This window comes from Cytobacillus sp. MT66 (assembly GCF_058792595.1).
In genome coordinates this window covers 352,975-364,298 of the sequence record NZ_JBXAFB010000005.1, presented here as the reverse complement: position 1 = coordinate 364,298, position 11,324 = coordinate 352,975, and the positions used below count along the sequence as shown (strand labels likewise).

The 11,324-nt window shown below is 39.6% G+C and carries 15 protein-coding genes; 2 read left to right on the top strand and 13 right to left on the bottom strand.

Annotation, left to right across the window (positions count from 1 at the left end):
• Positions 1-103 precede the first annotated feature (103 nt).
• The 10 genes from AC1Q59_RS12130 to AC1Q59_RS12085 all read right to left on the bottom strand — a co-directional run bounded on the left by AC1Q59_RS12130 (position 104) and on the right by AC1Q59_RS12085 (position 5,967).
• A complete protein-coding gene (locus AC1Q59_RS12130) occupies positions 104-880 on the bottom strand; it encodes an ABC transporter permease (protein ID WP_492366076.1) in 777 nt (258 codons plus the stop codon).
• On the bottom strand, positions 877-1,773 hold the full coding sequence (locus AC1Q59_RS12125) for an ABC transporter ATP-binding protein (protein ID WP_492366075.1): 897 nt from the start codon (positions 1,771-1,773) through the stop codon (positions 877-879). Before AC1Q59_RS12125 ends, AC1Q59_RS12130 begins: the two co-directional genes overlap by 4 nt.
• A 12-nt stretch (positions 1,774-1,785) precedes the next feature.
• Complete coding sequence (locus tag AC1Q59_RS12120) at positions 1,786-1,986, bottom strand: PLDc N-terminal domain-containing protein (RefSeq protein WP_492366074.1); 201 nt, start codon at positions 1,984-1,986, stop codon at positions 1,786-1,788.
• Positions 1,987-1,991: 5 nt separating this feature from the next.
• Positions 1,992-2,195 carry a transcriptional regulator gene (locus AC1Q59_RS12115; RefSeq protein WP_492366073.1) on the bottom strand — a complete coding sequence of 68 codons (204 nt, stop codon included), beginning with the start codon at positions 2,193-2,195 and terminating at the stop codon, positions 1,992-1,994.
• Positions 2,192-2,512 (bottom strand): YxlC family protein, encoded by a 321-nt coding sequence (locus tag AC1Q59_RS12110; RefSeq protein WP_492366072.1) that lies wholly within the window; start codon positions 2,510-2,512, stop codon positions 2,192-2,194. The genes AC1Q59_RS12115 and AC1Q59_RS12110 overlap by 4 nt, the downstream gene beginning before the upstream one ends.
• Positions 2,496-3,044 carry an RNA polymerase sigma factor SigY gene (gene sigY / locus AC1Q59_RS12105; RefSeq protein WP_492366071.1) on the bottom strand — a complete coding sequence of 183 codons (549 nt, stop codon included), beginning with the start codon at positions 3,042-3,044 and terminating at the stop codon, positions 2,496-2,498. The genes AC1Q59_RS12110 and sigY overlap by 17 nt, the downstream gene beginning before the upstream one ends.
• Positions 3,045-3,467: 423 nt before the next feature.
• Positions 3,468-3,581 (bottom strand): putative holin-like toxin, encoded by a 114-nt coding sequence (locus tag AC1Q59_RS12100; RefSeq protein WP_492366070.1) that lies wholly within the window; start codon positions 3,579-3,581, stop codon positions 3,468-3,470.
• Positions 3,582-3,802: 221 nt separating this feature from the next.
• On the bottom strand, positions 3,803-3,979 hold the full coding sequence (locus AC1Q59_RS12095) for a sulfurtransferase TusA family protein (protein WP_492366098.1): 177 nt from the start codon (positions 3,977-3,979) through the stop codon (positions 3,803-3,805).
• Between the two features lie 69 nt (positions 3,980-4,048).
• On the bottom strand, positions 4,049-5,269 hold the full coding sequence (gene yedE / locus AC1Q59_RS12090) for a selenium metabolism membrane protein YedE/FdhT (protein WP_492366069.1): 1,221 nt from the start codon (positions 5,267-5,269) through the stop codon (positions 4,049-4,051).
• A 194-nt stretch (positions 5,270-5,463) separates the two neighbouring features.
• A complete protein-coding gene (locus AC1Q59_RS12085) occupies positions 5,464-5,967 on the bottom strand; it encodes a DinB family protein (RefSeq protein WP_492366068.1) in 504 nt (167 codons plus the stop codon).
• 216 nt (positions 5,968-6,183) lie between these two features.
• Between AC1Q59_RS12085 and AC1Q59_RS12080 the strand changes: the two genes are divergently transcribed.
• Complete coding sequence (locus tag AC1Q59_RS12080; RefSeq protein WP_492366067.1) at positions 6,184-6,648, top strand: MOSC domain-containing protein; 465 nt, start codon at positions 6,184-6,186, stop codon at positions 6,646-6,648.
• Between the two features lie 166 nt (positions 6,649-6,814).
• A complete protein-coding gene (locus tag AC1Q59_RS12075; protein ID WP_492366066.1) occupies positions 6,815-7,219 on the top strand; it encodes a VanZ family protein in 405 nt (134 codons plus the stop codon).
• A 253-nt stretch (positions 7,220-7,472) separates the two neighbouring features.
• Here the strand turns inward: AC1Q59_RS12075 and ald are convergent, their stop codons facing one another.
• From ald to speB, 3 genes are all read right to left on the bottom strand, one after another.
• The gene (gene ald, locus AC1Q59_RS12070) at positions 7,473-8,606 is read right to left on the bottom strand and encodes an alanine dehydrogenase (RefSeq protein WP_492366065.1); all 1,134 of its coding nucleotides are present in this window, start codon (positions 8,604-8,606) and stop codon (positions 7,473-7,475) included.
• 164 nt (positions 8,607-8,770) lie between these two features.
• The gene (locus tag AC1Q59_RS12065) at positions 8,771-10,210 is read right to left on the bottom strand and encodes an NAD-dependent succinate-semialdehyde dehydrogenase (protein WP_492366064.1); all 1,440 of its coding nucleotides are present in this window, start codon (positions 10,208-10,210) and stop codon (positions 8,771-8,773) included.
• Positions 10,211-10,274: 64 nt separating this feature from the next.
• A complete protein-coding gene (speB, locus tag AC1Q59_RS12060; protein WP_492366063.1) occupies positions 10,275-11,231 on the bottom strand; it encodes an agmatinase in 957 nt (318 codons plus the stop codon).
• Between the last annotated feature and the right edge of the window lie 93 nt (positions 11,232-11,324).

Below are 11,324 nucleotides of genomic sequence, written 5' to 3'. Positions count from 1 at the left end.
TTCTTTAATTAAAGACATAACAAAACCCGAATAACGTCCCTTTTTTAAGGGTGTCCATTATTCGGGTTATAGTTCACTGTCCCCGTGTCCTATCACCGTGTTTTCAGTATTGCTCCGTTCTTTTAAAACTAAATACGGCTAATCCAAAAAAGATGATACATAAGATGATGGTAAAGGATAGCGTTAATAATAGATGGTCTTGTGCTGGTTGACCCGTTAGTAGAATGGTTGCGTGTTCACTTAAATTGGCCGGGCTCCATTTCATAAACTTTGGCAGCAGATTCGTTACTAGCGATAATGCCCCTAAAAATAAAATACTGAATCCCGCGATGGCTCCATTCCCTTTAAAGATGGTCCCCATCAAAATGGTAAAAGACACGATGAGAACAATCCACAGACTATATATAAGGAAGCTTTGCAGAACGATGAGCCAATCAACAGATGAAAACAATAAATTTGTATAATACCACGTCAGAAAATAGCTCGCAAACAAGGATAGGATGGCAATGATCAATTGGCCTAACCATTTACTTGAAACGTATTGTAATGCTGAGACTGGACGTACCATGACTAGTGTTACTGTGCCGTTCGACTTTTCATTCGAAATGACCCCCATCGTTGCTAAGACGATGAGAAGTGTCCCGATGGTCCCATATTGAGATAGAGTACCTGCCAAAACTTCCGATCCGGTTGGAGTAGGAATGGAAATCGTTGCCCCTTCTGGTAGATTACCAGCATGTTCAATAATTTCTGGCATGTAATAGCTTGTAATGGGTTGGGTAATACCAATAATCATAAAGACAATTGGGAGCCAGATCCACTTCCCGTTTTTGCCGCTCTCCATCATTTCTTTTTTCCATAATACGTACAAGGTTCTCATTGTTCCATCACCTTCATATAGGCATCTTCTAAAGAGTCCTGAAGTTTTTCAAATCGTTTTATTGTTAGACCTTTTTCCATAATGGCAGACAAAAGTTCATTCGAATGGGAGTTTCCTTCACTAACAAATAGGATCATACTGCTATCTGTAACAAACTCCATTTTTTCAACATGGGGAAGGTCAGAAAGTTTATCCTCAATCGGTTCCTCCGTGTGCACCTTTACAGCAGAGGTAATAAAGGCTTTTCTTAATTCTTCTAGCGTATTATCCCATTTAATTTCTCCGTCTTTTAGCATAATGACTTTATCACAAACCTGCTCGGCATCATGCAAAACATGAGTGGAGAAAAGGATGGTCATTTTATCCTTTAATTTGGTTATTAATTGTAGGACATCACGCCTGCCAGCGGGATCTAATGCAGACACTGGTTCATCTAATATCAGCAGTTCAGGGTCGTTTAATAAGGCTTGTGCTAATCCTAACCGCTGTTTCATTCCTCCTGAAAAACCGCCAATTCGTTTCTTTCTTACAGCTGATAAGCTAACAAACTGTAAGACCTCATCGATTTTCTCTTTTAGCTGCTGTTTGGGGATATGAGACAATTCGCCCGAAAACTGTAAAAATTGAACCGGTGACATCCAGTTAAAAGAGGAAGGATGCTGCGGTAAGAAACCAATTTTTGACCTGTAGTCTTTTTCATTAAATTGTTTAAACTGTATCGAACCGCTTGACGGTGTAAGGAGACCAGCTAGCATCTGGAGAGTCGTTGTTTTACCAGCACCATTTGGACCTAGTAAAGCAATACATTGGCCTTCCTCAATTTGAAAAGAGATTTTTTTTACAGCAATATGGCTTTTATACTTCTTTTCAAGTTCATTTATCTGCAAAAGCATGAAACATTCTCCTTAATCATTTTTTCTTCCAATGACAAAGTAAAGAATCGGACCTAAAATATTGATAAAAATAATGATTAAAAACCACAGCCACTTGGGTCCGTTTGTTTCCTCTTGGCGCAAACAACTTATGATCGCCGTAACCATTAAGATCAGCTGCAGTACGATGATTGGTGCAATAATTGCCCAGTTCAGTTGCAGGAATTCCCCCATCAAATTCAATCCTTTCTGTTTCGTTTGTGATGACGCCTTATAACAAAAAACCAATAAAAAATTGCCGGAAGCGGAAATTGAATCAATCCCCAAATTCCCCAGAACCAGGCATAGCTATTGCGCTTTTTTGCATCAATAAAAAGAAGAATGCTTTGCGTTAACAAAATTGGCGAGAGAAGAATGAGTACCAGTAATTCCTGATTAGTCATTGCCATCCCTTCCCTTCACGCCTGCTGAGGAAAACATAAATAACAGGCCCCATTAGAGCAGCACACACCTGGATGTACAGGATCGTTTGCACACTTTTTAACATCGCTGTAACGAATAGACCTAAGATGAAAACCGCTGTCAAAATAAAAAGAGATAACTCTTTTTGAAAGGCTCTTTTTCGATGGAGTTTATATAAATGAAGCTGCTCTTGAATGTCATGCTGCTTCATCTGGGGGGTTCCAGCAATAGCATCGATACTTTCCCAATCCCCTTTCAGCATCTTCACCATTTCACTCTCTTTATCGTGATTGTCCATCCTCTTTCCACTCCTTTCGTATGTACTTCAACCCATTATGAACCCGAGATTTTATCGTTCCTGCCTTTACGCCAAGCATCGTACCGATTTCCTCATACGAATATCCGTAATAATGCCGCAGTAAAATAGGAATTCGTACGTCCGCGTCAAGATTGTTAAAATCCGTAAAATGATCACTCCATTCGATTCCTTTTGATCGAGCGACCCAATCTAATTGCCTGGACAGCGACGCTTTCACTTGTTTAACCCACTTGTTTTCGCGTTTCTTCCTGCGCAACGAATCAATGTATAACCTGGAGGCAATGGAGATCATCCAAGAAGAAAATTTACTTTCCCCTTTAAAGGCATGCAAATGGTTATAGCATTTTAACATCGTATCTTGAGCAAGATCTTTACTTAATTCTTCTTGCAGGGTCAATTTCAGCAAGTATTTATATAAGAACGGATAATATTGCTGATACAGTAAAGAAAAGGCTGTATCATCACCATGTTTCGCTTTGTTAATTAGTTCTTGTTCTGTGTCTATATCCATTTACATGCCCACCTCCTTTTTGCTGTCAGTTATAGGACGTTTAAATGGGTAAAAGCGTTCATTTTATTTTAAAAATATAATCTCATCACGTAAAAGGTGCTGTCACTCCCCGAAGGGACTGGCACTTAGTCCTTCAACATTGCTTCAAAAAATAGCTACAAATGCGCGCCTTATATCCTTTCACCTGATAATTCGCCATTAAATATCCCAAATAGTCCCTTGTTCTTCCTCAATCGAATGTCTCCTACGCCTTTTAATTAAGAATAAATTTAGGTATAATGAATGTATAATAAAAAAGACTGGACGCCCAAAACGCCCAGTCGACTTGCAACGTCATACCGCATGAAGAACGGTTGACCGGAAGAATATGAAGATTTAAAAAAGAAGTAATCTACCCTACTCTTTGGTCGGAGCGGAGGGCGATTACTTCTTTTTTCTGTTGGTGACAAGTGCGATAATGGCTAAAACTCCTGTTAATGCCGTAGCCAAGAAAATGCCAAATTGAAATAGCATGTTAATTGCTTCGAATGTCACCATGTAAAACACCCCCTTTCTAACACAGGGAGTGCCAACCGCCCATCGCTTTATGAAGTTGCAATCTAATAGTATCACAATTCTTACTATTCTACCCGACAAACAAGAACACACGTTCTCTATTTAATAAAAATAATTTACACTAGCTATCAATCACAAATCAATACTAGAATCCTATATACCTAGAAAAAGGAAAGAAGCACACGGTGTTCCCGTGTACTTCCTTAAACCACTTTAATATAAAAATAAATATCCTGACCGTCTTTTTCCGGATCCGTTACTAGCTCGTACCCGTGTTTAACAGCTTCTTCAGGTACACTTCGGAAGGATTGCGGACAATCCGCAATGACTTCCAGCACTTCACCGATTCTCATATTTTTTAGCGCATCCAGCGCATAAATGACTGGGTATGGTCAAGGCTCACCGCGAATGTCTAATGTATAGTCAATTTCAAGTTCTTGTGACATTAATTATACCTCCTTTGTTGTCAATTGAGGCGCTTTTTCTCTTTTGATTCCGCTGCCATAACGGAATCGTTTTTCCCACCAGTGGGAGAGTAATAGCCAAGCAACCAGCATGATAAGCGTACCAATAAGTGCACCTGTTGGTCCCCAGACTTCAATTAAATTCACAGCTGGCCATCCTTCACCAAGTGCGTTAAAGATGCCGAAGTGATCCCAGCCATAGGCAAGAATAGTGGCACCTACAATATTACCTGCTCCTACCACCCAGAAAAGGACCTGCCCTTCCATGGCACGGTACATCATGCCTGTTTCACAGCCGCCGGCAAGAACAATGCCAAATCCAAATAACAGACCGCCAATGACCGTACTTGGAGCTGCGATTTTAATGATCTGAGCAGCACCAGTTTGAATATAAAAAAACGTGACAACCACACTGACGATCATACCGACAGCTATGGCTTTTGACATAACGGCACGTCCGCTGATCCACATGTCGCGAAAAGCTGAAGTAAAGCAAATTTGTCCGCGTTCAATTAAAATCCCAAACAGAGCACCAGCAATTGCACCCGCTCCGAGCATCGGCTTGCCTGCTGCAAATAAGTAAACCACAATGCCTATATAAGCACAAGCGACAAGTGCTCCTATGATTGGCTGGACTTTAGTGCTTTTCTTTTTTGAATTCACGACTCGTTTTGCACCCTTCGTGAGAGTAGGTTTTCCGAGCCACCATTTCGTATTCACCACTTTGACGCCCAAGTATGTTCCAATGGCTGTCATCACCATGAAGATCCAAGCATGGAAAGAAAATTGTGGAACTCCTGTGAAAAAAGCAGCCAAGTTACAGCCAAGAGCTAACCGTGCTCCAAATCCAGCAATAATGCCTCCAGCAAAGCCCTGCACATAGCGGCGTTTTTGTCTTGGCGTACGAATTTTAAAGCTGTTGCTAAGAAGAATCATCATCAGTGCTCCAACAAGCATTCCGATAACAATCCATCCATCTGAACGGCTGATCGGGGTCCCCTCAATATGTACGAGACCAAAATAAGCCCAATTTGACACATCTACTCCAAACCACTGGAGAATATGTCCTCCAAATCTAGTAAACTCTCCGGTAACAGCCCAAACAGTTCCGGTCACACTAAAGTACAAGGCACTGATAAGTCCTGCAAGACTAATCGCCATATAAGGATTCCAATACTCCTTGAAAATCTTTTGATACAGATTCACGTTGATCTGCACCACCTTTCATAAAAAATGGGATGCCAGATATTTGAGGCATCCTCCTTTGTTCTTTAATAAATTTCTGCAAAAATAATTACATTGATTATTTTAGCACATATAAGAATCGTGTGGACGACCTTCTTTCGTAATCCTCTTTTTTCTAAATTTGAGGAGAGGACACAGGGACAGGCACCTTGTCCTTACATTTTTGGAGCTTCCATACCAATCTTAGCCCATTCTTCTTTGGATGGACCGTATAGACCTGGAACGGTTAATCCTGCTTGACGCATAAGAATGGTCATTTGTCCTCGATGGTGAATTTGATGCTGGATCATAAAAAATAAAAGTTCGGAATTTGACATCCTTTGTCCAAAGAAATCCCTGGCTTCACCAAGATTTTTATCAGTCCATTGATTTTCTATAGCTTGAGCCAAAGCACTTCTTGCCTTTTCATAGCTCTCAGAGATGAACTTGGCTGAAGTTGGAACAGGATAATCTTGATTAGGAGCGTCAAAGGAAAGACCTGTTCGAGATGTGATAACACCAATTGCTGTTACTGTATGCCAAGCGATTCTTCCCAATGTCCAATTATCAGGTGTTACCTCTTGGGTTAAGGATTCATCTGTAAGCTGATCAAGAATCTTCTGAGTAGCATCAGCTTCAAAATTCCATAACGTAAAAAAGCCATCTAATGTTTGAAACATATTCATCCTCCTCACTTAAATACTCCACAAATATATTCTACATTTATCAAAAGATACCTGTTAATAGACACGGGGACAGGCACTTTGTCCTTCACCTAAATAACGGATAAAGGATGGACACGGTGCCTGTCCCTCTGTCCTCCTTTGTATTTTCACAAATATTCAGAAATGTTATAATAAGGGAAACTATTAGAAGAACGGAGGCAGCAATTAAACATGTATGAAAGAAGAATTATAGGTATTTTCACTTGTCCTGAGGCTGGAAATCCGATGGAGCCTAAGGAAGAGGTACATGCTGTTCCAGGAAAAGGACTTGTTGGGGATCGATATTTTAATGGGACTGGATATTACTCGCATAAACAAGGAGCTGATCGGCAGGTAACCCTTATTGAAAGTGAAACCTTTGAAGCCATACGCCGAGATTTTGGAATAGAGTTCGAGCCTAGAGAGAGCAGACGCAATATTATCACAGAAAATGTAGCTTTAAACCATTTGGTTGGCAGGGAATTCAAAATTGGAGAAGTGGTACTTCGAGGTGTACGCCTCAGTTTTCCTTGTGATTACATAACAAAGCTTACTGGAAAAAAGGTTTTTAAACCGTTGGTTCATCGCGCCGGTCTTAATGCAGAAATTCTTACCGAAGGGAAAATAAAGGTTGGGGATACGTTAGAGTTTTTATAATATGGACACAGGCACTTTGTCCTTTGCGGAAATAACAGATAATGGATGGACAAGGTGCCTGTCCCCCTGTCCTGCTACGTCTACATCCTTCTGATCCTGTCAATAATGGGTAACCATAAAGGACAGATCAGGAGTTGACGGAAGAGGAATGCGAAGGATATTTTTAATGGCTTGGGTAACGGTTATGTGTATTGGGGTATTTACGAAGGACGTTCATGCATTACTGTTAGAAGGACATATTTCTTTTGACATGAATCCTAGTCCTTCTTCCGATATATATTTTCCAGTTTACCCCCTCGCACAGGCTAGTGTTTTTGAGATGATCGGTCATTCCCTAATGTTTACTATCTTAACCTATTTATTATTTATAAATGTTCAAAGATTAACTACAGCTTTCATTATTGCCTTGTCTTTTGCAATCATGACAGAGTTGCTGCAGCCCTTTTTTGGTCGAGGGGCTGATGCTTATGATATTGTTGCTGATCTCATCGGGATTTCCCTTGTTGTCTTTTTCTGTTTCATTGAAAAAGTTTTACACAAGAGTTCTACATCTTCTCTGGATAAAAATTAAATGTTCCCAGGGCCGACAATACACGGACGGTTCCCCTGTTTTAAAAACGCGAACCGCCCCCGTGTTGAAGCCACTAATTAAGATACTTACCCAAAATCTCCTTAAAAAGCAAATTTAAATCTTTATTTTTCTGCTTCTGCAGCCATTCCACCTGGTCAATGGGATTGATTAAAACGTCATAACTTCATAAATCGGCATAATAAAACCCCCAAGAAAATAATTCTTGAGGGTTACAGGAGTTAAACATTCATTGTTATTTAATCATTAGCTCTTTTTCAAGTGCCTTCTCAACAGGGATATATTCATACCCAAGGTCCCTAGCTACAGCTTCATAAGTAATTTCCCCATTTGCTGTATTAACGCCAAGTTTTAACGCATTGTTATCAATTATAGCTTTACAGATTCCTTTATTAGCAATCTGTAAAGCATAAGGGATGGTTACATTTGTTAGCGCAATTGTTGATGTCCTCGGAACAGCTCCAGGCATGTTGGCAACGGAATAGTGAACAACTCCATGCTTTACGAATGTTGGGTTATCATGAGTGGTTACATGGTCACTTGTCTCAACAACACCGCCTTGGTCAATAGCAACATCAACGATAACAGATCCAGGCTTCATTGTTTTAACCATCTCTTCTGTTACAAGCTTTGGAGCTTTAGATCCCGGAATTAATACAGCGCCAATTAAAAGATCTGCTTCTTTCACGGCCTCTGCTATATTGAAAGGATTAGACATTAAAGTCTTAATCTGGTTTCCAAATATATCATCCAATTGACGTAAGCGATCTGCACTTAAATCGATAATGGTCACATCGGCACCTAATCCAATAGCCATTTTGGCAGCATTAGTTCCTACAATTCCGCCACCTATAATCGTTACTTTTCCGCAGCTTACACCTGGGACACCCGCAAGAAGAATCCCCTGGCCTCCATTCGTTTTTTGGAGAAATTGAGCACCTATTTGCGCAGCCATTCGTCCCGCAACTTCACTCATTGGAGTCAGGAGTGGGAGTGTACGTCCAACAGCTATTGTTTCGTAAGCTAGGGCAGTCACACGTTTTTCCTTCAAGGCTTTTGCTAATTCAGGTTCAGCTGCTAAATGCAGATAGGTAAACAGAATTAAACCTTCACGAAAAAATTGGTATTCGCTTTCTAAAGGTTCTTTTACCTTTAAGATCATTTCCGACTGGTCCCATACGTCCGCAGCGTTATCTATGATTTCAGCTCCTGCATTTAAATAATCCTCGTTAATGAATCCACTGCCGATCCCAGCATCCTTCTCAACTAACACTCTGTGACCGTTTTTTATAAACGAAGTAACCCCAGCTGGTGTTATAGCTACACGATTTTCATTATTTTTTATTTCCTTGGGTATACCTATAATCATTACAGGCCCTCCTAGTTTCTTATGTAAACCCTATACATAAAGCCAATGTTTCCTTAGAGTAGTGAGAAGCGGCTATTTTCATGTCGAAATTTGCTTTGCGTATATTTTCGCATTTTATCGATGACATCCTTGTAAAACTCTGATAATTAGACTAATACCTTCGTTTAATTATTGTAGTTAATTAAAACGGAAATAAACTTTGTTTCCAAATACTCTTCTATCCCTTGGAAGCCACCTTCTCTGCCTATACCACTTTCTTTTACTCCCCCAAAAGGACCTTGAACAACAAAAGGAGCCGAATCGTTGACACCAACAATTCCAAACTCTAATTTTTCTGAAACCCTATGCATACGACCAAGATCCTTTGTATAGAAATAGGATGCAAGTCCATAGTTAGTATCATTTGCTTTTTTAATCACTTCATCTTCTTCAGTAAACCTGATTAGAGGGATTACAGGACCAAATGTTTCTTCGGATAAAACTTTCATTCCTTCTTTAGTTTCTGTCAGAATAGTTGGGGCATAAAAGTACCCATTAGCATACTCTCCATCTACTAATCTACTTCCTCCACAAACAATCTTTGCCCCTTTATTAATGGCATCTGTTACGTGATCATGTGTTTTATTAATACCCTCTTCACTAACCATAGCTCCAATATCCATATCCTCATTTATTCCATTTCCTACTTTTAATGAAGAAACTCGTTTTTTTAGGCGCTCTGCAAATACTTCATATATTGAGTCATGTACAAAGATTCTATTCGGGCAGACACATTGTTGTCCTGTAGAAGCAAATTTACTTTTAACTAAACCTTCCACCGCAAGATCTAAATCAGCATCTGGAAAAATGATAAAAGGAGCATGTCCACCTAATTCCATGGAAACCTTTTTTACTGTATCTGCGGATTGACGGATAAGGATTTTTCCAACTTCAGTAGATCCTGTAAAAGTAATCTTCCTAACATCATGACTTTCCATAAAGGCACTTGCGATTTCAGTCGCTTCACCTAAAACTAAATTCACAACTCCCCGAGGAATTCCCACCTCTTCAAATACTTTGAATAATTCAACAGATGATAACGGGGCCTCGGGAGCCGGTTTTAAGATAAGTGTACAGCCAGCCGCAAGAGCAGGTGCAAACTTTCTTGCTGTCATAGATAATGGAAAGTTCCAAGGGGTGATAGCAGCAACTACTCCGATTGGTTGCTTAATCGTTGAAATACGTTTTTGGGGGTCTGAAGTTGGAATCGTATTTCCATATGTTCTTCTTCCCTCTTCCGCAAACCAACGAAAAAAGTTAATGGCAGATTGTACTTCATATAAAGCATTGTGAATAGATTTTCCCATTTCCATTGTGATGATTTGAGCAAAATGATTTTTTCTATCACTAAGCTTATCAGCAACTAGATTCAAATACTTTGCACGCTCCTCTGCTGTAGTTGCAGCCCAAGTTGAAAAAGCATTTTTTGCTGCCTTAATGGCATCTTCTGTTTGTTGTTTATCTACTAAAAATACTTTATCCACTAATTCACCAGTAGCAGGGTTGTACACATCTAGATGATTATTCGTTTGTATCCACTCACCATTAATATACACCGGATTCATCTCCCTCTTTTTCTAACAAATGACCATTTAAATCTTAAAGTTAACCAAGATATCCGAATTATATTTAAATAGTTAACTCACCAGCTTTTTTAACAGCTATTAAAGAAATCATCTCAAACATTAAATTAGCTGCTAAAGAAGCTGTTATTTGTCCGCTATCATATGCAGGTAGTACCTCAACTAAATCAGCGCCTATTATATTCAATCCCGCTAGTTGACGTAATATCCAAATGGCTTCCCTGCTTAAAATACCGCCTACTTCTGGGGTACCTGTTCCTGGAGCGAATGCAGGGTCTATAAAATCAATATCAAACGATATAAATACAGGCTTATTCTTTATTCGATTTTTAATTTGTTGAACTAGTTTTTCAAATCCGATCTGAATGATTTCTTCTGTTGTCACAACATCAAACCCAAGTTCTTTTGCTTTCTCTAAATCATTAGTGCCTGAGATAGAGCCTCTCATGCCAACTTGAATCGAATGAAATGTGTCGATTAATCCTTCTTCTACAGCTCTTCGGAAAGGTGTAGCATGGGTATATTTTTGGCCGAATGTTGTATCCCATGTATCGCTGTGTGAATCAAACTGTAGCAAAGCTACTTTTCCGTATTTTTTAGACGCTGCTCTTAGTTCTCCAAGTGTAATAGAATGGTCGCCGCCCATAATAATTGGAATAATTCCTTTTTCAAAAATAGGTGTTAACTCTTTCTCTATTGAATCATATGTTTCATGTATAAAACCTGGGGTCGTAGGTATGTCACCATAATCTATACCAGATAAGTAATCGAATACTCCTATATTGTGATACTGCGAAGCTGTACGTATGAGTGCCGAGGATTCTCTGATAGCCCTCGGTCCAAAACGTGCACCTGATCGAAAAGTCTGACCACTATCAAAAGGAATACCTGCAACAATGAAATCAACATCTTCTATTGTTTGGACACTCGGTAAGTTCATAAAGGTTGATATCCCACTAAACCTTGGTACCATTAGTGATTCACTAGGCGGACGATACTTCATATCAATTCACCTCGTACTCCATTTATTTATCGCGCTTCTCTAAATCCTCTCCTACTTTGGAAGCTGTCTTATGCTGTATTCACCATTTTTTAA